Raw genomic sequence first — 19,900 nt, 5'->3', positions numbered from 1 at the left:
TCCCCCGATACCGTCACAACGATAGGGGGCCGCCGGCATTCCTGCCACGCTCACGCAAACACGCGGCCCCTTTCATTCTGGCGAAAATATCCTGCGGGGGTGCGGGGGTGCAAAACCCCCGCTTCGCCACTGGCCGAAGGCGCCGTCAGGTCTGGCTTCCGCCCACCGTCAATCCGCCGATCAGCAACGTCGGCTGGCCCACGCCCACCGGAACCCACTGGCCCTGCTTGCCGCAATTGCCGATGCCGGGGTCAAGCTTCATGTCGTTGCCGATGGCGCGGATATGCTTCAGGGCTGTGGCGCCGTCGCCGATCAGTGTTGCGCCCTTCACCGGGGCGCCGATCTTGCCGTTCCGGACGCGGTAAGCCTCGGTGCAGGAAAAGACGAACTTGCCGTTGGTGATATCCACCTGCCCGCCGCCAAAGCCCACGGCATAAATCCCGTCGGTCAGGCCGGCCACGATGTCATCGGGTGCGGCATCGCCGCCCAGCATGTAGGTGTTGGTCATCCGCGGCATCGGGATATGGGCATAGCCCTCGCGCCTTCCGTTGCCGGTCGATTGCCCCCCCATCAGGCGGGCGTTCTGGCGGTCCTGCATGTAGCCCACAAGGATGCCATCCTCGATCAGCACCGTCCGCCCCGACGGTGTGCCCTCGTCATCGACCGAGATCGAGCCGCGCCGGTCCGGGATCGTGCCGTCATCCAGCACCGTCACCCCCGGCGCCGCGATCCGCTGCCCCATCAGCCCGGCAAAGGCCGAGGTCTTCTTGCGGTTGAAGTCGGCTTCCAGCCCGTGGCCGATCGCCTCGTGCAGCAGGATGCCGGGCCAGCCCGCGCCCAGCACCACATCCATCATGCCCGCCGGTGCGGGTTCGGCCTCAAGGTTGACCAGTGCCACCCGCACCGCCTCGCGCGCGGCCGCCTGCCACCAGTCCGGCGCCATCAGCCGCGCCAGCCCATGCCGCCCGCCGCCGCCAAAGCTGCCCGATTCACGCCGACCGCCCTGTTCCACGATCACCGAGACATTCATCCGCGCCATCGGCCGCACATCGGCCAGACGCAGGCCCTCGGGGCGCAGGATCTCGACCTCTTGCAAGCCGGCCGAGACTGTGGCCGACACCTGGATCACCCGCGGGTCCAGCGCGCGGGCGAAGGCGTCGATCTCGCGCAGAAGGTCGATCTTCACCGCAAAGGCCGCATCCGCCATCGGATCGGCATCGGAATACAGCCTGCGGTTGGTGCCCTGTGGCGGCTGGGCCATCACGCCCCCACCGTCCCCTACCGCCAGCCGTGCTGTCTCGGCCGCCCGCCGCAGCGCGCGGTCCGAAATTTCGGTCGAATGGCCATAGCCCGCCACCTCGCCCGCCACCGCGCGCAGGCCAAAGCCTTCGCTGGCGTCATAGCTGGCCGACTTTACCCGGCCGTCATCCAGCACCAGCGTTTCCGACCGGGAGCGTTCCAGAAACAGCTCGCCATCCTCGGCGCCGCGCACCGCCTCGCGCAGGATGGAAAGCGCGGTGGCCTCGTCGAGGTGGGTCTCGAACGGGCGGAAGGGTTGGTCGGTCATGAAGGATATCCCCGGATCGGAAAAAGGATGATGCGCGGATGCATCATTTTTTGTGACGGCATGAAACCAATATGGGCGATGCGCGTTCAGGGACAACGGGGAATCTGCCGGGTTTCCGGGTGATCCCTGCGGGGTTTTGGGGCCCAGGGCAGCCAGCGGGATCTGAACATGAGATTTTTCAGCAGCTTGACCGGCCTTTTGCTTTCGGCGGCGGCGCCCGTCACGGCGCAGCAGACGCTTCAGGTCATCGGCCGACCCCAGCCCGGCGCCATGGGGTTCCAGCCTGCGGCCAGCAGCGTGGCCGACCAGATCCACTGGCTGGACGGCTTCATCCTTGTCATCATCACCGCCATCACGCTGTTTGTCACCGCGCTGATCCTTTTCACCGTCTGGCGCTTCCGCGAGGGGCGCAATCGGGTTCCCGCCCGCTTCACCCACAATTCCCCGCTCGAGATCACCTGGACCGTGGGTCCGATCCTGATCCTTGTGGTGATCGGGGCGGTGTCCTTGCCGTCGCTGTTTCATCAGCAACGGGTTCCTGACGCCGATGTGACGGTGAAGGTCACCGGCTATCAGTGGTTCTGGGGCTATGACTATCCCGACGAAGAGGTGGCTTTTGAAAGCTACATGATCGGCTCTCCGGCGACGGGGGGCGACTATCGTCTGACCCCCGAGGTCGAGGCGCAGTTGCGCGCGGCCGGCTATGGCCGGGATGACTTTCTGCTGGCCACCGACACCGCGATGGTGGTGCCGGTGGGCAAGGTGGTGGTCGTGCAGGTGACCGGTGCCGATGTGATCCATTCCTGGGCGGTGCCCGCGTTCGGGGTCAAGCAGGATGCCGTGCCGGGGCGGCTGGCCGAACTGTGGTTCCGGCCCGACCGCGAGGGGATCTTCTTCGGCCAGTGTTCCGAGCTGTGCGGCATGGCCCATGCCTACATGCCGATCACCGTCAAGGTGGTGTCGGAACAGGCTTATGCCGACTGGCTGGATCAGGCGCGGGGCGGAACCTACGAGCTGTCGGCACTGGCGGCGGAAAAGCCCCGGTTGGCCGATTAGGGCGCAGACCGCGCCGTGGTCCGGCCCCGGAAGTGAAGGGTGCGGCGCGCAGCCAGCGCGTCAAGGCGGGTGGCGGACCCTCTGCACACGGGGCGGAAGATCCCGCCGCGCAAGGGCAGGGGGTATGCGCAGGGCGACAGGCTATCCCCGCGGCATGCCGAACGTGGTCGCAGGGCGGCAGGTGTCGCCGCGCAAGGGCAAGGAGGATGACATGACCGACATGCGCGCCAGCGACCTGCCAGCCGAGGCCGGGTTTGGCGATTACGTTGCGCTGCTGAAGCCGCGGGTCATGTCGCTGGTGGTCTTTACCGCGCTGGTGGGGCTGCTGTCGGCGCCGGTGGCGGTGCATCCGATGGTGGCCCTGGCCGGTATCTTGTTCATCGCGCTGGGGGCGGGGGCGTCGGGGGCGCTGAACATGTGGTGGGATGCCGACATCGACGCGCTGATGCGGCGCACCCGTAACCGTCCGGTGCCGGCCGGCCGCGTGGCCCCGCGCGAGGCGCTGGCGATCGGTCTTGCGCTGTCGGGGATCGCGGTGGTGATGCTCGGTCTTGCCGCGAACCTGCTGGCGGCGGGGCTGCTGGCCTTCACGATCTTCTTCTATGCCGTCATCTATTCGATGTGGCTGAAACGCGCGACGCCGCAGAATATCGTGATCGGCGGGGCGGCGGGGGCCTTTCCGCCGATGATCGGCTGGGCGGTGGCGACGGGGGGTGTCTCGGTCGAGTCGCTGTTCATGTTCGCGCTGATCTTCATGTGGACGCCGCCGCATTTCTGGTCGCTCGCGCTGTTCACGAAGTCAGACTATGCCGATGCCGGGGTGCCGATGCTGACGGTCACCCATGGCCGGCGGGTCACGCGGGCGCATGTGCTGGCCTATACGCTGGCTCTGGCGCCGCTGGCGGTGGCGGGGGCCGTCACCGGGATCGGCGGGCCGCTGTATCTGGCGGTGTCGGTGGCGCTGAACCTGTGGTTCGTGGCCGGCGCGGTGCGGATCTGGCGCCGCACCGAAGCACAGGCCGAGGCCGACGGCTATCGCGCCGAAAAGCGTCTGTTCCGGTTTTCGCTTTACTACCTGTTCCTGCATTTCGCCGCGATCCTTGCCGAGGCGGCGCTGAAACCCCACGGAATGGGAGGTTGGTGACATGGCCATCCGCGCCGAGCATGAGCTTCACCGTCGTCGCCTTGGCCGCAATCTGGGCGTGGGGCTGACGCTTCTGGTCTTCATCCTTGTGATGTTCGGCCTGACGGTGGCCAAGGTGTCACAACTGGGCAAGGTGGATGGCTTCGCCCATGCCCCGCCGGGGGCGGTCGGACGATGAGCCTGTCTGCGCAGCGGAAAACCGCGGGCCTTCTGGCGGGTGTGGTGGTGGCGATGGGGGCGGCCTCGTTCGCCGCCGTGCCGTTTTACGACTGGTTCTGTCGGGTCACCGGCTATGGCGGCACGACCGCGGTGGCCCGCGCCGCGCCCGACCGGCCGCTGGACCGCACGATCCGCGTGCGGTTCGATGCCTCGCGCACGGTGGGGATGCCATGGCGCTTCCGCCCGCTTCAGCGCGAGATGACGATCCGGCTGGGCGAGACCGGCCTTGCCTTTTACGAGGCCGTCAATCCGACATCGCAGCCCGTGGCAGGCACCGCCAGCTACAATGTCACGCCCGACGCCTCGGGGCGCCATTTCGTCAAGATCGCCTGTTTCTGCTTTACCCAGCAGGTTCTGGGCGCCGGAGAGCGGGTCGAGATGCCGGTCAGTTTCTTCGTCGATCCGGCCATTCTGGACGATCCCGACGCGCGCCATATCCGCCAGATCACGCTGTCCTACACCTTTCACCGGACCGACCTGCCCGGGACGGCGGCCGCCACGGCCCGCGCGGGGCGGCCGCCGACATGATCTGACGCACAGGGGGAAATCATGGCCCACGGCAAGACCCACGATTACCACATTCTGCCGCCCTCGATCTGGCCGCTGATGGCCGCAGTCGGCGCCTTCGTCATGCTGTTCGGCGCGGTGCTGTGGATGCATGGCTCTGGCCCGTGGCTGGGGCTGATCGGGTTGGGGGTGGTGCTTTACACCATGGCCGGCTGGTGGTCCGATGTGGTGGCCGAAAGCATCAAGGGCGACCACACCCCGGTGGTGCGCCTTGGCCTGCGGCTGGGTTTCATCCTGTTCATCATGTCCGAGGTGATGTTCTTCTCGGCCTGGTTCTGGAGCTTTTTCAAACATGCGCTTTATCCCATGGGGCCCGACAGCCCCGCCATCGACGGGGTCTTTCCGCCCGAAGGGGTGGCAACCTTCGATCCATGGCACCTGCCGCTGATCAACACGCTGATCCTGTTGTGTTCGGGCGCGGCTGCCACATGGGCGCATCATGCGCTGGTGCATGAGAACAACCGCCGCGATCTGCGCCGGGGCTTGATGCTTGCCATCGGGCTGGGCATCGCCTTCACCGCGCTTCAGGCCTATGAATACAGCCACGCGGCCTTCGGCTTCGCTGGCAACATCTATGGCGCCAACTTCTTCATGGCGACGGGCTTTCACGGCTTGCATGTCGTGATCGGCACCGTCTTTCTGCTGGTCTGCCTGATCCGGGCCGAGCGCGGCCATTTCACCCCCGAAAGGCATGTCGGGTTCGAGGCCGCGATCTGGTACTGGCATTTCGTCGATGTGGTCTGGCTGTTCCTGTTTGCCTCGATCTATGTCTGGGGTCATTGACGCGGCGCCTGTCATGGTCGCTGGACGCAGGGCGCCTTCCTCTTCCATGCTGGGATGACACCGCAGACGACAGGGGGCCCCATGATCCGCCGGATGATCCTTCCGCTGCTGTTCGGCCTTGTCGGAACGGCGATCCTGATCGGGCTGGGCCTGTGGCAACTGGATCGGCTGGACTGGAAGAACGCCATCCTGTCCGAGATCGAGTCGCGGATCGCGTTGCCCCCCGTCGCGCTGCCCGACAGCCCTGATCCCGTGCGGGACCGCTACCTGTCGGTCCGCGTTGCCGGCCGCTTTACCGGCGCACATCTTGACGTGCTGGCCAGCCGCAAGGATCGCGGGCCGGGCTTTCGCATCGTCTCGGGGTTCGAAACCGACGAGGGGCGCCTGATCCTGATCGACCGGGGCTTTCTGCCGCAATCCGACCGCCGCCTGCCGCGGCAGGTGGTGGGGGCAGCGATCACCGGCACGCTGCACTGGCCCGACGAGGTGGACGCCTTCACCCCCGCGCCCGATCCCGCGCAAGGGATCTGGTTCGCGCGCGATCTGCCCGCCATGGCCGCGGCGCTGGGAACCGAGCCGGTTCTGGTCGTGGCCGCCACCCCCACCGGCGACGGGATCGACCCGTGGCCGGTCGGCACCGCGGGCATCCCCAATGATCATGCCGGCTATGCCGCGACATGGTTTTCGCTTGCCGTCCTATGGCTGGGGATGACAGTTCTTCTGCTCTGGCGTATCAGGCGCAAAGCGCAATGAAGGCAGGACATATGAACTATATCTCGACTCGCGGTGCGGCCCCTGTTCTCGGCTTTCAAGAGGCGATGCTTACGGGCCTTGCCCGCGACGGCGGCCTTTATGTTCCCGAAACGGTGCCGGTGATCCCCGAGTCCGAGATCGCCGCCCTTGCCGGCCTGCCCTATGAGGACGTGGCCTTTCGTGTCATGCGCCCCTTCATCGGGGATGCCTTTGCCGATGACGAGTTGCGCCGCCTGATCGGCGCCGCCTATGCGGGCTTTGGCCATGCCGCCCGCGCGCCCCTTGTGCAGCTTGGCCCGAACCATTTCCTGCTGGAACTGTTCCACGGCCCGACGCTGGCCTTCAAGGATTTCGCCATGCAGCTGATCGGTCAGCTGTTTCAGGCGGCACTGGCCCGGACCGGTCAGCGGATCACCATTGTCGGCGCCACCAGCGGCGACACCGGATCGGCCGCGATCGAGGCGTTCCGGGGCCTGTCGAATGTCGATGTGGTCATCCTGTTCCCGCATGGCCGGGTGTCGGATGTGCAGCGCCGGCAGATGACCACCCCCGCGGAAGCCAACGTCCATGCGCTGGCGCTGGATGGCGATTTCGACGACTGTCAGGCCCGGCTGAAGGACATGTTCAACGACTTTGCCTTCCGCGATGCGGTGGGGCTGGCGGGTGTGAACTCGATCAACTGGGCGCGGGTGCTGGCGCAGGTGGTTTACTATTTCACCGCCGCCACCAGCCTTGGCGCCCCGCACCGCGAAGTCAGTTTCACCGTGCCCACCGGCAATTTCGGTGACATCTTCGCCGGCTATATCGCGAAGCGCATGGGCCTGCCGATCAAGCGCCTTGTGGTGGCGACGAACCAGAACGACATCCTGCACCGGGCGCTGTCCTCGGGGGATTACCTGACCGAAGGCGTCGTGCCATCGATCAGCCCGTCGATGGATATTCAGGTCTCGTCGAACTTCGAACGCGCGCTGTTTGATGCCTATGGCCGCGACGGCGCGGCGGTGGCGGCGCTGATGGCCGATCTGCGGCAGGGCGGCTTTCGCATCAGCCCGAACGCGCTGGGGGCGTTGCGCGACACATTCACCTCGGGCCGCTGTTCCGAGGACGAAACGCTGGCCACCATCCGCGCGGTTCACGCCACTACCGGCGAGGTGCTTTGCCCCCATTCCGCGGTCGGCGTGAAGGTCGCGCAGGAACACATCGGACCAGAGCCGATGGTGACCCTTGCCACCGCCCATCCCGCGAAATTCCCCGATGCGGTGGAAACGGCCATCGGCACGCGCCCCGCGCTGCCCGCCCGCATGGCCGACCTGTTCGACCGCCCCGAGCGCGTGACCCGCGTGCCCAACGACCTTGCCGCCCTTCAATCCCTTATCCGCGAAAGGACCGCGCGTTGACCGTTCTTCTCGACACGCTTCCCAACGGCTTTCGCGTCGTCACCGAACACATGCCGGGGCTGCATTCGGCCTCGATCGGGATCTGGATCACCGCCGGCGGCCGGCATGAACGGCCCGAACAGAACGGCATCGCGCATTTCCTTGAACATATGGCGTTCAAGGGCACCAAGCGGCGCAGCGCCCTGCGAATCGCTGAAGAAATCGAGGATGTGGGCGGCTATATCAACGCCTATACCTCGCGCGAGATGACGGCCTATTACGCCCGGGTGCTGGAAGCCGACACCGCGCTGGCGCTGGATGTGATTGCCGACATCGTGCTGAACCCGGTGTTCGACCCCAAGGAAATCGAGATCGAGCGCCATGTGATCCTTCAGGAAATCGGGCAGGCGCTGGACACGCCCGACGACATCATCTTCGACTGGCTGCAAGAGGTGTCCTACCCCGGCCAGTCCTTCGGCCGCACCATCCTTGGCCCGGAAGAACGGGTTTCCAGCTTCACCCGCGCCGATCTGACCGGCTTTGTGGCCGAGCATTACGGCCCGGACCACATGATCCTTGCCGCCTCGGGGGGCGTCGATCACCAGAAGATCCTTGCGCAGGCGCAGGCCCTGTTCGGCCATCTGAAGCCGGTGGGCCGGCGCCCGATCCAGCCCGCGGCCTTCACCGGCGGCGAGCGGCGCGAGTTGAAGACGCTGGAGCAGGTCCACTTCGCCATGGCCTTCGAGGCGCCCAGCTATCGCGCCCCCGATGTCTATACCGCGCAGGTCTATGCCATGGCGCTGGGGGGGGGCATGTCGTCGCGCCTGTTCCAGAAGGTGCGCGAAGAACGCGGCCTGTGCTATTCGATTTTCGCCCAGTCCGGCGCCTATGAGGATACCGGCCAGATCACCATCTATGCCGGCACCTCGGCCGATGAGGTGTCCGACCTTGCCTCGCTGACCATCGACGAGTTGAAACGCGCGGCCGACGACATGTCCGAAGCCGAGGTCGCCCGCGCGCGGGCGCAGTTGAAGGCGGGGCTGCTGATGGGGCTGGAAAGCCCTTCCAGCCGGGCCGAGCGGCTGGCGCGGCTGCTGGCGATCTGGGGGCGGGTGCCCGGTCTGGACGAGGCGGTGGAAAAGATCGACAGCGTGACCGTGGCGGGGGTGCGCGACTATGCCGGGCGGATGGCGCAGGCGCGTTCGGCGCTGGCGCTTTATGGCCCGGCCGAGGATGCCCCGGCGCTTGACACGATTCGCGGGCGGCTGGCGGCCTGATGCTTGGACTGCGCCGGAAGGTCCGGATCGAGACCGAACGGATGACCCTGCGTCTTCCGGCGCATTCCGACTGGCGCGACTGGGCGGCGCTGCGCGCCGAAAGCGCCACGTTCCTGACCCCATGGGAGCCGGTCTGGTCCTCGGATCACCTGTCGCGCAAGGCGTTCACCAACCGCGTCTACTGGGCCGCGCGGGCGCAGGCGCAGGGCACCGCGCTGCCGCTGCTGCTGATCCGGCGCGAGGATGCGGCCCTTCTGGGCGCGATCACGCTGGACAACATCCGGCGCGGGCCGGCGCAGGCGGGCACGCTGGGCTACTGGGTGGGCCGGCCGCATGCCCGGCAGGGCTTCATGCGCGAGGCGCTGATGGCGGTCGTTCACCACGCCTTCACCGTGCTGGACCTGAGCCGGATCGAGGCCGCCTGCCTGCCCGAAAACGTCGCCTCGCGCGGGGTGCTGGAAAAAAGCGGTTTCAAATATGAAGGCGTGGCGCAAAGCTATCTTCAGATCGCCGGGCGCTGGCGCAATCATGTGCTGTATTCCAACCTGCGCAGCGACCGGCGCGGCCGCACCGACGTCGGCTGACCGACGCCGTCCGCGGCATCGGTTGCGCGATCCCGCCCGCCGCGGTGGACGGCGGCGCCTGCGCGGCGTAATCACTCGGCAGAGGTGCCCTGCCCATGCTGAACCCCGCCGATCCCGCCTTTGTCGCCCGTCTGGCCGTCCGTCTGCCCGCAGGCGCCGTGATCCCGCCCGAGCCGCGCCACCTGCAAGAGCCGCGCGGCCGCCACCACGGGCAGGCCGGCGCGGTGGCGCTTCCTGACAGCACCGATCAGCTGGCCGGGATCGTCCGCGCCTGTGCCGAGGCGCGGGTGGGGATCGTGCCTCTTGGCGGCGGCACCGGCCTTGTCGGCGGGCAGGTCATGGGCGCGGGGCCGCTGCCGCTTGTGGTGTCGCTGGAACGGATGAACCGGCTGCGCGGGATCTTTCCGGAAGAAAACGTGATCGTCGTCGAAGCCGGGATGATCCTTGCCGATGTGCAAACCGCGGCCGAGGCGGCGGGGCGGATGTTTCCGCTGTGGCTGGCGTCGGAAGGGTCGTGCCGGATCGGCGGCAATCTGGCGACCAACGCCGGCGGCACGGCGGTCCTGCGTCATGGCAATGCGCGCGACCTGTGTCTGGGGTTGGAAGCGGTGCTGCCGGATGGCTCGGTGCTGCATGGGCTGAAGCGGCTGCGCAAGGACAATACCGGCTATGACCTGCGCAACCTGCTGATCGGGGCAGAGGGCACGCTCGGCATCATCACCGCCGCCAGCCTGAAGCTGGTGCGCCCGCCCGCGGCCGAGGGCACGGCGCTGATCGTCGTGCCAAGCCCCACGGCGGCGCTGGATCTGCTGGGTCTTGCGCAGGCCCGCTTTGGCCCGCTGGTGACGGGGTTCGAACTGATGCACCGCATGGGGCTGGAGTTTCTGGCCGAGACGCTGCCCGACCTGCGCCAGCCCTTTGCGGTGGCGCCGGAATGGCTGGTGCTGGTGGATCTGGGGCTGACGCAGGGGATGGACCCCGCCGACGAACTTGGTGCGCTGTTTGCCGAGGCGCAGGCGGCAGGGCTGGCCAGTGATGGTCTGGTGGCGCAATCGGGGGCGCAGCGTGCGGCCTTCTGGGCGTTGCGCGAAACCATCCCCGAGGCGAACCGGCGTGTCGGTTCGATCGCAAGCCATGACATCGCACTGCCGCTGGGCAAGATTGCGGGGTTCATCGCCACGGCGGGCGCGGCGCTGGCCCGGCTGGCCGAGGTGCGGATCAACTGTTTCGGCCATCTGGGCGACGGCAACCTGCATTACAACGTGTTCCCGGCCCGCGGGCGCAACCGTGCCGAGTATGACGACCTGCGCGCCCCGATCACCCGACTGGTGCATGATCTGGTGGCGGCGGCCGGCGGCTCGATCAGCGCCGAACATGGGGTGGGGCGGCTGAAGGTGGCCGATCTGGAACGCTATGGCGATCCGGCAAAGCTGGCGGCGATGCGGGCGATCAAGCAGGCGCTGGATCCGCTGGGGATCATGAACCCGGGTGCGGTGCTGCGGCCGTAAGGCGGCCCGGCTCTGGCCATGCGGACCCATCGGCGGGCTGCCTGCCGCCGATGGATATCGGTTCGGCCGGCCTTTCATCGCCCGCATGGCCAAAAGAAAAGCCCCGCCGGGTAAGCCGGCGGGGCGTAGCTGGGGTTGAGGTTGAGGTCACTCTTGCAAGCAGCAACCGGCTCACCCGGTAGGATTGGTTCTATCCCGATTCCGCTAAGAAAGGATTAAAGCCCTTCGAAGGCGCACAGCGCGTGGACTTCCATCCCCAGCCCCTCGAGCCGCTTGCGGCCGCCCAGATCGGGCAGATCCACCACGAAGGCGCAGCCCACGACCTCGGCGCCAAGCTGCTCGATCAGCTTGATCCCGGCCTCGGCGGTGCCGCCGGTGGCCAGAAGGTCATCGACCAGCAGCACTTTTTCACCCGGTTGCAGCGCGTCGTCATGCACCTCGACCACCGCTTCGCCATATTCCAGCTTGTAGCTTTGCGAGATCGTGGCGCCGGGCAGCTTGCCCTTCTTGCGGATCGGCACGAAGCCGGTCGACAGTTGATGCGCCACCGCGCCGCCCAGAATGAAGCCGCGCGCCTCAAGCCCGGCCACCTTGTCAAAGCGCATCCCGGCATAGGGCGCCAGCAACTGGTCGATCGCGATGCGGAAGCCGCGCGGATCGGCAAACAGCGTGGTCACGTCGCGAAACAGGATGCCCTCGTGGGGGAAGTCCACGATGGTGCGGATATAATCCCTGACCGACTTGTTCGTCATCGTCTCAGCCTTTCAGCACGCGGCCGGCGACCGCGTCGAGTTTCGCCAGAAGTTCCGGGTCGCGCTTTGCCGGCGCGGTCATGATCGCATGGTCCAGCGCGCGGTCGCAGCCATGCGGGCAGGGCGCACGCTCGGCGCCCAGACGCTGCGGCAGTCCCGCCACCAGATTGCGCGCATGTTGCGCATTGCCGGTCAGCGTGGCGATGATGGCCGAGATGTCGACCTCGTCGTGGTGGGGGTGCCAGCAGTCGTAATCCGTGACCATCGCGACCGAGGCATAGCAAAGCTCGGCCTCGCGGGCGAGCTTGGCCTCGGGCATGTTGGTCATGCCGATGACATGGCAGCCCCAGCTTTTGTAAAGCAGCGACTCGGCCAGCGTGGAAAACTGCGGGCCTTCCATGCAAAGGTAGGTGCCGCTGTCATGCACGGTGACGCCGGTGGCGCGGGCGGCATCGGCGCAGGCCGCCGACAGACGCGGGCAGGTCGGCTTGCCAAGCGCCACATGCGCCACGCACCCCGTTCCGAAAAAGGACTTTTCGCGCGCGAAGCTGCGGTCGATGAACTGATCGACGATCACGAAATCGCCCGGCGCCATTTCCTCGCGCAGCGATCCGCAGGCCGAGACGGAAACGACATCCGTCACCCCCAGCCGCTTCAGCGCATCGATGTTGGCGCGGTAGGGCACCGAGGTCGGGCTGTGGACATGGCCGCGCCCGTGCCGCGGCAGGAAGGCCATCGCCACCCCGTCAAGTTTGCCCACAAGGATCTCGTCCGAGGGCGTGCCCCAGGGGGTTTCGACCTTCGTCCAGACGGCGTCCTGAAGCCCGTCGATCTCATAGACCCCCGACCCGCCGATCACCCCGATCATGGTCTGCATTGCTGTCCCCGGTTTCGTTTGACCGCGGGGACACTAGGCGCCCCGCCCCCCTTAGGAAAGCGCGAACCATGGCTGAAAGGGTGCGATAAATCGCCATTCCCGTTCGCGAAGCGCGAATGACCGCCCAGGGCGGCGCCGGAAGGCCGGCCCGGGCCTTTCCGGTTTGATCCCGTTGGGCCAGCGTGTTACGGGCCGCTCCGGTGCAGGCAGGGAGAAAGCGGCGTGTATCGCCTTGAGCAGGAAACCGATGCGGATTGGTGGGAAGTCGAGGCGCTTTACGACCTCTGCTTTGCACCTGGCCGTTCGGCCTTGTCGTCCTACCGGCTGCGCGACGGCGTGCCGAAGGTGGCCGACCTGTGCGCGATCCTGCGCGATGAGGACGGAACCCTTGCGGCCGCGATCCGCTATTGGCCGATTGAGGTCGCGGGGCGGCCCGTGCTGCTTCTGGGCCCCGTCGCCGTCCACCCCACCCGGCAGGGCGAGGGGCTGGGGGCGCTGCTGATCACCGAAACCCTTGCCGAGGCGCGAAAGATCGGCTGGGAACGGGTGATGCTGGTGGGCGATGCTCCCTATTACCGCCGCTTCGGCTTTCGCCGGCTGGAAGGGGTGGTGATGCCGCCGCCCACCAACCCCGAGCGGGTTCTGGGCATCGCACTGGTGACCGGCGCATGGGATGGCGTGACGGGCCCGGTGACAAAGGCCCGCTGCGGCGCGTGAAACCTGCGCGCGGCCATTGCCGGGGCCTTGGGCAAGACCTACCTCAGGGCGATGACAGGAAATACCCATCTTCCCTCGACCATCCGCAACCCGGATGCCGAAATCGCCGCTCTGGCGCTGCGGTTTGACCGCGCGAACGGGCCGGTGATCGCGTTGATGAACCGGCTTGGCGGCTCGGTCGAAGATCGGCTGGCGCTGCTTCCGAAACCCGTGCTGCGCCAGATCGAGACGGTGACGCGCGCGGCGCTGGAACGCAGCCACCGGATGGCCGGGGCGGGGCGGCATGCGCCCGATCTGGGCCGGCGCGCGACGCCTGCGCTGGTGGCGCTGACTGGCGCGGCCGGCGGGGCAGGGGGGCTTGCCACATCGATTGCCGAACTGCCGGTGACGATCACCGTCATCATGCATGCGATCCGCCGCGCCGCCGAGGCCGAGGGCTTTGATCCTGACGATCCTGCGATCCGGGTCGAATGTCTGCGCATCTTCGGCGCGGGAAGCCCGCTGAAACGCGACGATGGCGTGAACACCAGCTTCATCGGTGCCCGTATCGCGCTAAGCGGCGCTGCGGTCAGCCGGGTTCTGGGCTCGGTCGCGCCGCGGCTGGCGGCGGCGCTGGGGCAGAAGCTGATGGCGCAGGCGGTGCCGGTGCTGGGGGCGGTGGCGGGGGCCACGCTGAATGCGGCTTACCTGACCTATTACCGCGAGATCGCCGAGATCCGTTTTGCGTTGTTGCGGCTGGCCCAGACCCATGGCGCCGAACGGGTTCTGGCCGGGTTTCAGGCCGCCGTCACGCCCATTCCGCTTGATCGCCGGGTCTGAGGGGGGGGCTTTGGTGCCCGCCTGTCCTGTCCTGTCCTGTCCGCGCGGCGATTGGCGGCATGCGCGCGCAGGATCTGCCGTCACAGATCGGCCTGTGCGTCACGCGATTGCTGTGTGATCGCGGTGCCCGCGGCTGAAAGATCGCGGCCGGCACCTTCGACGGTCTGGCAGGCGGCAAGCCCCGCGATGGCAATGAGGGGCAGGAGAAGAAAGGCTTTGCGCATCGGGAACTCCGTTGGTTGCTGCGGCACGAACGCGCAGCCGTCCGGTTCCGTTCCGGTGTTTGCGTGGGATTAACCATTCGCCGGCAGGCTGTGGGGCATGGAACCCTGTGTGCTTGCCTTTTTTGTCCTGCTGCTGACCGTCTCGGGCGGTGCGAGTCTGCTGGACCGGCGGTCGTCCGGGACAGGACGCTCCACGCAACCCGGCACAACGCAAGGCGGGCTGGGTATTTGCCCGGTCAGCGTCCGGTCTGACACAAGACCGCAAACCGCCTTCCTTGGCGGTTTGCGGCGGGGGGTGGCCCGCGCGGCCCTGACGGCCGCGCCTGGCCTCAGGCGGCGTCCGGTCCCTTGATGACCAGCACCCAGAAGGCGTAGATGCCGAGCAGAAGGAAGATCACGGCCCAGATCGGGCTGTTCAGGGCGAAGAATTCGACCCCTGACCAGACGATGGGGAAGATGCCTGTCACCCAGCGGCGCCAGGCGGGACGGAAGAACGGGTGGTTCGGATCGATGAGTTGCATGGCCTCAGCCTAGCGTGCTGCCGCCTGCGGGTGTAGGGCGAAGTTGCCGCAGGGTGCGCCGGGCCTGCGCCTCTTACGCCGCACTTGCCGCAAGTGCTTTTGCAGCATAGGCTTTCCTGAATGAGAGGAGAGCGGACATGACCCGTATCGACACTTCCTTCGATGGCCAGACCGTCATCACGACCTTCGAGATGACGCCCGGAACCTGTGCGGACCTGCTGGACGAACTGCGCGTCGCGCTGGACGAGTTCATCCGCCACCAGCCCGGCTTCATCTCGGCCAGCCTGCATGTGAACGACGCCCAGACCCGGATTGCCAACTATTCGCAGTGGCGGCGGCGCGAGGATTTTCAGGCGATGTTGCGCACCGCCGAGATGCGCGCCCGCACCCGCCGCTTTGCCGAGCTGTGCCGCGGGTTCGAGCCGGTGATGTATGAGGTCGCCGCCGTCTATTGATCCGCGCGGGTCCGAACCCGGGCCGAGTCGGATGTAACTGGCACGGGCTGCGCAGCGCCATCGGGCCTGCCGCGGTCGTGGCGCCTTCTCGGCCGCGTCGGGCGGAGCCGATCGGACCCGCCGCGGTTCTGATCGGAAGGAGTTCTGATCGGCAGGGGTTCTGATCGGAAGGACTGGGAGGCGCACATGGAAGAGGTGATGCAGGCCATCGGGGTTGTCGGGCTTTTGCTGCTGGCGCTGGTGGGCCTTGCGGCCGGCTGGATCGCCAGTCTGGTTGAAGGCGGACGGCACCGCAGGCGATATATGCTGATCGGGCTGGTGGGGGCACTGGCTGCCCCGGTGCTGCTGGCTGTTCTGGGGGTGACGCTACTGGCGGCCTGGGGGCTGGCGGCGATGGTCGCCGCGGCCTTGGTGGGGGCGGTGATCGTCCTGGTGATCGCGCGGCTGATCTTCGACTAGGGTCGCAGCCGTCAGAACTCCAGCCACATGCCAAGTTTCAGGGCGGGTTCGCCGTCGCCCTGAATCGGGGTGACGATGCCCAGCTCGACCTTTGCCGGTTGCCACAGATCATAGACCAGAGAACTGGCCAGCCGGGCCTCGATCCCGCTTTGCTTGCGCGCCTCGACCTGCAACTGGTTGATGATCATCAGCTTGTCGCGGGGGCGCAGGCCCAGGGTGATCTCGGCCTTGCCGCTGGTTTCGGGCAGCATGTAGGCGTAGATGGCGGTGGTCCGGGCATCGACCTTCTGGCTGATTTCGATGTTCCGTGCGGTGACAAGGGCGCGTCCCTCGATCGTCACCCAGCCCGGCCCGAACCGGGTCGCGATTCCGCGGCCCCAGGATGCCCCGCCCTGTGCCATCGGCATCACCTCGCCATCGACCAGACTTGCGCCCAGACCCAGCGAGGCGGCAAAGCGATGTTCGCCCCGCACCCAGGCCCGCTGACCCCAAAGCACGAATTTGCCATCGCCCTGACCCGAGCGGCCGGCATCGATCCCCAGCGTGATGCGCTGGGTCAGGCCATATTCCGCCCAAAGCCCGGTCCAGCTTTCCCCCGCGCTGTCGTGCTGTTCCGAGAGGGTCAGAAAGACCTGCCCCTTTTCGCGCGCCCATGGGCCTGCAAGCGCCGGCGCGGCAACGGCCAGTGCGGCCGCCAACGCGACAAGCCAAGGCAGGCGCCGGGAAAGGCTGCGCATGATCGACACCTCCGATCTTTGCGCAGCCTGTGCCCGCCATGGTTAACGACGGGTTAAGCCTACACCGGAACCGGGCCGGAAGGGGCCGATGTCACGAATGTCCGCGCCGTCGCTTGTTGCCGCCGCGCTGGCCCGCGCGGCCGGCGGTGCTTCGCCCCGCGCCCTTCACCGCCGCCTCGGCTGCATCCTCGACCGCCGCCTGCCGCGCCAACGGATCGTCGGCCACGGCCAGTTCCACGGCCTCCAGCCGTTTGACCTCATCGCGCAGTCGGGCGGCTTCCTCGAATTCCAGATTCTCGGCGGCCTTGCGCATCGCCAGCCGCAGCGCATCGAGATGGGCGGCAAGGTTCGCGCCCACCATGGGCTTTTCGACCTTGGCCGTCACGCGGGACATGTCGGTATCGCCCTGCCAGAGACCGGCCAGAACGTCCTCGACGTTCTTTTTCACCGTCTGCGGCGTGATTCCATGCGCGAGGTTATAGGCGATCTGTTTTTCGCGCCGCCGTTCGGTTTCGCGCAAGGCGCGTTCCATGCTGCCGGTGATGCGGTCGGCATACATGATGACGCGGCCTTCCGCGTTGCGCGCCGCCCGGCCGATGGTCTGGATCAACGAGGTTTCCGACCGCAGGAAGCCTTCTTTGTCGGCATCCAGAATCGCCACCAGCCCGCATTCGGGAATATCCAGCCCTTCGCGCAGCAGGTTGATCCCCACCAGCACGTCAAAGGCGCCCAGCCGCAGATCGCGCAGGATCTCGATCCGCTCGATCGTGTCGATGTCGGAATGCATGTAGCGGATGCGGATGCCCTGCTCGTGAAAATATTCCGTCAGATCCTCGGCCATGCGCTTGGTCAGCACGGTGACCAGAATACGCAGGCCCGCGGCCGCGACGCGGCGGATTTCGTCCAGCAGGTCGTCGACCTGCATCTCGACCGGGCGGATCTCGACCTTGGGATCGAGAAGGCCGGTCGGCCGGATCACCTGCTCGGCAAAGACGCCGCCGGCCTGTTCCATCTCCCACGCGGCGGGGGTGGCCGAGACGAAGATCGACTGCGGCCGCATCGCATCCCATTCCTCGAACTTCAGGGGGCGGTTGTCCATGCAGGAGGGCAGGCGGAACCCGTGTTCGGCCAGCGTGAACTTGCGTCGATAGTCGCCGCGATACATGCCGCCGATCTGCGGCACGCTGACATGGCTTTCATCGGCGAAGACGATGGCGTTGTCGGGGATGAACTCGAACAAGGTGGGCGGCGGCTCGCCCGGGGCGCGACCTGTCAGATAGCGCGAATAGTTCTCGATGCCGTTGCAGACGCCGGTTGCCTCGAGCATCTCGATGTCGAAATTGGTTCGCTGTTCAAGACGTTGCGCTTCCAGCAGCTTGCCTTCGTTCACCAGTTGGTCCAGCCGCTGGCGCAGCTCTCGCTTGATGCCCAGAACCGCCTGCTGCATCGTCGGGCGCGGCGTGACATAGTGCGAATTGGCGTAGATCCGGATCTGCTTGAAGCTGTCGGTTTTCGCGCCGGTCAGCGGATCGAATTCGGTGATGCTTTCCAGCTCTTCGCCAAAGAAGGAAAACCGCCAAGCCCGGTCTTCGAGGTGCGCAGGCCAGACTTCCAGCGAATCGCCCCGGACGCGGAAACTGCCGCGCTGGAAGGCCTGATCGTTGCGGCGGTATTGCTGCGCCACCAGTTCCGACAGCACCTGCCGCTGGTCGTAGCTTTGTCCCACCACCAGATCCTGCGTCATCGCCGAATAGGTCTCGACCGAGCCGATGCCGTAGATGCAGGAAACCGAGGCCACGATGATCACATCGTCGCGTTCCAGCAGCGCCCGGGTGGCCGAGTGGCGCATCCGGTCGATCTGTTCGTTGATCTGGGATTCCTTCTCGATATAGGTGTCCGAGCGCGGAACATAGGCTTCGGGCTGGTAATAGTCGTAGTAGGATACAAAGTATTCCACGGCGTTCTCGGGGAAGAAGCCTTTGAATTCGCCGTAAAGCTGCGCGGCCAGCGTCTTGTTCGGCGCAAGGATGATCGCCGGGCGCTGGGTCTGTTCGATGATCTTGGCCATGGTGAAGGTCTTGCCGGTGCCGGTGGCGCCCAGCAGCACCTGGTTCTGCTCGCCCGCGATGATGCCGGCCGACAGTTCCGCGATGGCGGTGGGCTGGTCGCCCGCGGGCTGGAATGGTGTGCTCAGCACGAAGCGTCGCCCGCCTTCCAGCTTGGGTCGGGTCAGCACCTCGGGTCGGTGCATCGGCAGGTTGGTGTTGTTGTGTGGCATCGGCTGATTCCCCCGGACCGCCTAAAGTTGATCCGTTTTTGTTCCCGAACAAGGGCGAAGGCAGGCGATCTTTACCTGCCCTTAACCCTTCATCGCTAGAACGAAGGGGCAAGCAGCAGAACGCTGTCGGTCGGTTGCACCCACACACCCCACCCACCCTCCCGTGATCGATCGACAGCCGCTTGCCTTGCGGGCTGTGCGGTCTTGATCTGCGCGGGAAAAGGCGCCAGAACGGGGCATCTTTCAAGGAGCCTTCGATGCGCGCCCGTATCTACCAGCCCGCCCGCAATGCCATGCAGTCCGGAACCGCGAAGGCGAAGGAATGGGTTCTGGTGTTCGAAAGCCACAAGGCTCGCGACATCGACCCGCTGATGGGTTGGACCTCGTCCGCCGATACGCAAAATCAGGTGCAACTGCATTTCGCCACCCGCGAGGCCGCACTGGACTATGCCAAGGCGCACCGGATCGAGGTCGAGGTGGTCGAGTCCAAGCCGCGAAAGCTGAACATCCGCCCGCGCGGCTATGGCGAGAATTTCGCCACCGACCGCCGCGGCGCCTGGACCCACTGAGGTGGCTGTTTCGGGCTGGAAATAAACCGGGCTCGGAAACGGGTCAAGGAACTGGCGAAGACGACCGCGAATCACGATATGGGGCGCCAACGGGGCGCCCTTTCCATATGTTGATATTGCGGGTGTGTGCCTGTCTCGGCTGGTGTCTGATGCATGTGTCGAGACTTTGACGCTGTCCTTCAGCCCATCTGGATGACGAAGAACGAGACAGCGGATCGGGTGCGCGGCAGAATTGAGCGGGTGCTGGACTGGGCCGCGGCAGCAGGTCATCGGGAAGGGCGAAAATCCGGCGCGCTGGCGAGGCAATCTCCAGCCACTGCTCTCTGCTCCCGGCAAGGTGCAGAAGGTAGAAGGTCAGCCCGCGGTAGCCTTGGATGAGGTTGCGAAGTGGTTCTCAACGTTGAGAGGCCGAGAGGGTATGGTTGCGCGAGCGCCAGGCTCCAGACCCATTGATTTTGGGCTCTTGGCGTGATACAGGCTCCGTGAGGAGACCAGATCGATGAGCAATCTTTACTGGTCTGGACTTGCCCGGGAAATGTGGAGAGCACCATCTGAGGAACCAGGAGGTGTTCTATGGGGAACGGGAACAGACCGACGCCGGAGTTTCGGCGTGAAGCGGTGCGGCTTGCGCTGAGCAGCGGCCTGACGCGTCGGGAGA

Annotated in this window: 23 protein-coding genes; 16 read left to right on the top strand and 7 right to left on the bottom strand. The window is 66.5% G+C overall.

The window, feature by feature from the left end; all coding sequences use genetic code 11:
* Window positions 1-145: 145 nt before the first annotated feature.
* Window positions 146-1,567, bottom strand: a complete 1,422-nt coding sequence (gene tldD / locus CRO07_RS15045) for a metalloprotease TldD (protein WP_097031507.1) — start codon at window positions 1,565-1,567, stop codon at window positions 146-148.
* A gap of 168 nt (window positions 1,568-1,735) precedes the next feature.
* Here tldD and coxB point away from each other — a divergent pair, with 168 nt between their 5' ends.
* From coxB to CRO07_RS14995, 10 genes are all read left to right on the top strand, one after another.
* On the top strand, window positions 1,736-2,623 hold the full coding sequence (coxB, locus tag CRO07_RS15040) for a cytochrome c oxidase subunit II (protein ID WP_097031494.1): 888 nt from the start codon (window positions 1,736-1,738) through the stop codon (window positions 2,621-2,623).
* A gap of 211 nt (window positions 2,624-2,834) precedes the next feature.
* Complete coding sequence (cyoE, locus tag CRO07_RS15035; protein WP_097031506.1) at window positions 2,835-3,767, top strand: heme o synthase; 933 nt, start codon at window positions 2,835-2,837, stop codon at window positions 3,765-3,767.
* A gap of 1 nt (window position 3,768) precedes the next feature.
* The gene (locus CRO07_RS15030; protein ID WP_097031493.1) at window positions 3,769-3,945 is read left to right on the top strand and encodes a hypothetical protein; all 177 of its coding nucleotides are present in this window, start codon (window positions 3,769-3,771) and stop codon (window positions 3,943-3,945) included.
* Entirely contained in the window at window positions 3,942-4,514 is a 573-nt protein-coding gene (locus tag CRO07_RS15025) for a cytochrome c oxidase assembly protein (RefSeq protein ID WP_097031492.1), read from the top strand. The genes CRO07_RS15030 and CRO07_RS15025 overlap by 4 nt, the downstream gene beginning before the upstream one ends.
* 21 nt (window positions 4,515-4,535) lie before the next feature.
* A complete protein-coding gene (locus tag CRO07_RS15020; protein WP_097031491.1) occupies window positions 4,536-5,336 on the top strand; it encodes a cytochrome c oxidase subunit 3 in 801 nt (266 codons plus the stop codon).
* 81 nt (window positions 5,337-5,417) lie between these two features.
* On the top strand, window positions 5,418-6,089 hold the full coding sequence (locus CRO07_RS15015) for an SURF1 family protein (protein WP_097031490.1): 672 nt from the start codon (window positions 5,418-5,420) through the stop codon (window positions 6,087-6,089).
* Between the two features lie 11 nt (window positions 6,090-6,100).
* Window positions 6,101-7,486, top strand: a complete 1,386-nt coding sequence (thrC, locus tag CRO07_RS15010) for a threonine synthase (protein ID WP_097031489.1) — start codon at window positions 6,101-6,103, stop codon at window positions 7,484-7,486.
* Entirely contained in the window at window positions 7,483-8,742 is a 1,260-nt protein-coding gene (locus tag CRO07_RS15005; protein WP_097031488.1) for a M16 family metallopeptidase, read from the top strand. The genes thrC and CRO07_RS15005 overlap by 4 nt, the downstream gene beginning before the upstream one ends.
* Window positions 8,742-9,326, top strand: a complete 585-nt coding sequence (locus tag CRO07_RS15000) for a GNAT family N-acetyltransferase (RefSeq protein WP_097031487.1) — start codon at window positions 8,742-8,744, stop codon at window positions 9,324-9,326. The genes CRO07_RS15005 and CRO07_RS15000 overlap by 1 nt, the downstream gene beginning before the upstream one ends.
* Window positions 9,327-9,421: 95 nt before the next feature.
* Window positions 9,422-10,834, top strand: a complete 1,413-nt coding sequence (locus CRO07_RS14995; RefSeq protein WP_097031486.1) for an FAD-binding oxidoreductase — start codon at window positions 9,422-9,424, stop codon at window positions 10,832-10,834.
* Window positions 10,835-11,049: 215 nt separating this feature from the next.
* Here CRO07_RS14995 and CRO07_RS14990 read toward each other — a convergent pair whose 3' ends face one another.
* Both CRO07_RS14990 and CRO07_RS14985 read right to left on the bottom strand, forming a co-directional pair.
* Window positions 11,050-11,586 carry an adenine phosphoribosyltransferase gene (locus CRO07_RS14990; RefSeq protein ID WP_097031485.1) on the bottom strand — a complete coding sequence of 179 codons (537 nt, stop codon included), beginning with the start codon at window positions 11,584-11,586 and terminating at the stop codon, window positions 11,050-11,052.
* A gap of 4 nt (window positions 11,587-11,590) precedes the next feature.
* Entirely contained in the window at window positions 11,591-12,463 is an 873-nt protein-coding gene (locus CRO07_RS14985) for an S-methyl-5'-thioadenosine phosphorylase (protein WP_097031484.1), read from the bottom strand.
* Window positions 12,464-12,685: 222 nt separating this feature from the next.
* Between CRO07_RS14985 and CRO07_RS14980 the strand changes: the two genes are divergently transcribed.
* Together CRO07_RS14980 and CRO07_RS14975 are read left to right on the top strand one after the other, a co-directional pair.
* Window positions 12,686-13,180 carry a GNAT family N-acetyltransferase gene (locus CRO07_RS14980; protein ID WP_097031483.1) on the top strand — a complete coding sequence of 165 codons (495 nt, stop codon included), beginning with the start codon at window positions 12,686-12,688 and terminating at the stop codon, window positions 13,178-13,180.
* A 51-nt stretch (window positions 13,181-13,231) separates the two neighbouring features.
* Window positions 13,232-13,999 (top strand): EcsC family protein, encoded by a 768-nt coding sequence (locus CRO07_RS14975; RefSeq protein WP_097031482.1) that lies wholly within the window; start codon window positions 13,232-13,234, stop codon window positions 13,997-13,999.
* A gap of 80 nt (window positions 14,000-14,079) precedes the next feature.
* Here the strand turns inward: CRO07_RS14975 and CRO07_RS14970 are convergent, their stop codons facing one another.
* Together CRO07_RS14970 and CRO07_RS14965 are read right to left on the bottom strand one after the other, a co-directional pair.
* Complete coding sequence (locus CRO07_RS14970; protein WP_097031481.1) at window positions 14,080-14,223, bottom strand: entericidin A/B family lipoprotein; 144 nt, start codon at window positions 14,221-14,223, stop codon at window positions 14,080-14,082.
* A 329-nt stretch (window positions 14,224-14,552) separates the two neighbouring features.
* Window positions 14,553-14,744, bottom strand: a complete 192-nt coding sequence (locus CRO07_RS14965; RefSeq protein WP_097031480.1) for a hypothetical protein — start codon at window positions 14,742-14,744, stop codon at window positions 14,553-14,555.
* Between the two features lie 137 nt (window positions 14,745-14,881).
* Here CRO07_RS14965 and CRO07_RS14960 point away from each other — a divergent pair, with 137 nt between their 5' ends.
* Both CRO07_RS14960 and CRO07_RS14955 read left to right on the top strand, forming a co-directional pair.
* Window positions 14,882-15,199 (top strand): antibiotic biosynthesis monooxygenase family protein, encoded by a 318-nt coding sequence (locus tag CRO07_RS14960; RefSeq protein WP_097031479.1) that lies wholly within the window; start codon window positions 14,882-14,884, stop codon window positions 15,197-15,199.
* A gap of 186 nt (window positions 15,200-15,385) precedes the next feature.
* Window positions 15,386-15,658, top strand: a complete 273-nt coding sequence (locus CRO07_RS14955; RefSeq protein ID WP_097031478.1) for a GlsB/YeaQ/YmgE family stress response membrane protein — start codon at window positions 15,386-15,388, stop codon at window positions 15,656-15,658.
* An 11-nt stretch (window positions 15,659-15,669) separates the two neighbouring features.
* Here CRO07_RS14955 and CRO07_RS14950 read toward each other — a convergent pair whose 3' ends face one another.
* Both CRO07_RS14950 and uvrB read right to left on the bottom strand, forming a co-directional pair.
* On the bottom strand, window positions 15,670-16,395 hold the full coding sequence (locus CRO07_RS14950; protein ID WP_097031505.1) for a hypothetical protein: 726 nt from the start codon (window positions 16,393-16,395) through the stop codon (window positions 15,670-15,672).
* 91 nt (window positions 16,396-16,486) lie between these two features.
* Window positions 16,487-18,673, bottom strand: coding sequence for an excinuclease ABC subunit UvrB (gene uvrB / locus CRO07_RS14945; RefSeq protein WP_097031477.1), 2,187 nt, complete (start codon window positions 18,671-18,673; stop codon window positions 16,487-16,489).
* A 257-nt stretch (window positions 18,674-18,930) separates the two neighbouring features.
* Between uvrB and CRO07_RS14940 the strand changes: the two genes are divergently transcribed.
* A complete protein-coding gene (locus CRO07_RS14940) occupies window positions 18,931-19,242 on the top strand; it encodes an ETC complex I subunit (RefSeq protein ID WP_097031476.1) in 312 nt (103 codons plus the stop codon).
* A 153-nt stretch (window positions 19,243-19,395) separates the two neighbouring features.
* Window positions 19,396-19,620, top strand: a complete 225-nt coding sequence (locus CRO07_RS19525) for a phage integrase central domain-containing protein (RefSeq protein WP_407919638.1) — start codon at window positions 19,396-19,398, stop codon at window positions 19,618-19,620.
* Window positions 19,621-19,900 lie beyond the last annotated feature (280 nt).

The sequence above is a fragment of the Cereibacter ovatus genome (assembly GCF_900207575.1).
Lineage (GTDB): Bacteria > Pseudomonadota > Alphaproteobacteria > Rhodobacterales > Rhodobacteraceae > Cereibacter_A > Cereibacter_A ovatus.
Note: the sequence above shows the minus strand (reverse complement) of the source record. Positions and strands in the feature narration are given on the sequence as shown.

Coding starts and splice junctions, on each gene's coding strand:
- tldD (WP_097031507.1), bottom strand. CDS start 1,567: ATGACCGACCAACCCTTCCGCCCGTTCGAGACCCACCTCGACGAGGCC.
- coxB (WP_097031494.1), top strand. CDS start 1,736: ATGAGATTTTTCAGCAGCTTGACCGGCCTTTTGCTTTCGGCGGCGGCG.
- cyoE (WP_097031506.1), top strand. CDS start 2,835: ATGACCGACATGCGCGCCAGCGACCTGCCAGCCGAGGCCGGGTTTGGC.
- CRO07_RS15030 (WP_097031493.1), top strand. CDS start 3,769: ATGGCCATCCGCGCCGAGCATGAGCTTCACCGTCGTCGCCTTGGCCGC.
- CRO07_RS15025 (WP_097031492.1), top strand. CDS start 3,942: ATGAGCCTGTCTGCGCAGCGGAAAACCGCGGGCCTTCTGGCGGGTGTG.
- CRO07_RS15020 (WP_097031491.1), top strand. CDS start 4,536: ATGGCCCACGGCAAGACCCACGATTACCACATTCTGCCGCCCTCGATC.
- CRO07_RS15015 (WP_097031490.1), top strand. CDS start 5,418: ATGATCCGCCGGATGATCCTTCCGCTGCTGTTCGGCCTTGTCGGAACG.
- thrC (WP_097031489.1), top strand. CDS start 6,101: ATGAACTATATCTCGACTCGCGGTGCGGCCCCTGTTCTCGGCTTTCAA.
- CRO07_RS15000 (WP_097031487.1), top strand. CDS start 8,742: ATGCTTGGACTGCGCCGGAAGGTCCGGATCGAGACCGAACGGATGACC.
- CRO07_RS14995 (WP_097031486.1), top strand. CDS start 9,422: ATGCTGAACCCCGCCGATCCCGCCTTTGTCGCCCGTCTGGCCGTCCGT.
- CRO07_RS14990 (WP_097031485.1), bottom strand. CDS start 11,586: ATGACGAACAAGTCGGTCAGGGATTATATCCGCACCATCGTGGACTTC.
- CRO07_RS14985 (WP_097031484.1), bottom strand. CDS start 12,463: ATGCAGACCATGATCGGGGTGATCGGCGGGTCGGGGGTCTATGAGATC.
- CRO07_RS14975 (WP_097031482.1), top strand. CDS start 13,232: ATGACAGGAAATACCCATCTTCCCTCGACCATCCGCAACCCGGATGCC.
- CRO07_RS14970 (WP_097031481.1), bottom strand. CDS start 14,223: ATGCGCAAAGCCTTTCTTCTCCTGCCCCTCATTGCCATCGCGGGGCTT.
- CRO07_RS14965 (WP_097031480.1), bottom strand. CDS start 14,744: ATGCAACTCATCGATCCGAACCACCCGTTCTTCCGTCCCGCCTGGCGC.
- CRO07_RS14960 (WP_097031479.1), top strand. CDS start 14,882: ATGACCCGTATCGACACTTCCTTCGATGGCCAGACCGTCATCACGACC.
- CRO07_RS14955 (WP_097031478.1), top strand. CDS start 15,386: ATGGAAGAGGTGATGCAGGCCATCGGGGTTGTCGGGCTTTTGCTGCTG.
- CRO07_RS14950 (WP_097031505.1), bottom strand. CDS start 16,395: ATGCGCAGCCTTTCCCGGCGCCTGCCTTGGCTTGTCGCGTTGGCGGCC.
- uvrB (WP_097031477.1), bottom strand. CDS start 18,673: ATGCCACACAACAACACCAACCTGCCGATGCACCGACCCGAGGTGCTG.
- CRO07_RS14940 (WP_097031476.1), top strand. CDS start 18,931: ATGCGCGCCCGTATCTACCAGCCCGCCCGCAATGCCATGCAGTCCGGA.
- CRO07_RS19525 (WP_407919638.1), top strand. CDS start 19,396: ATGTGTCGAGACTTTGACGCTGTCCTTCAGCCCATCTGGATGACGAAG.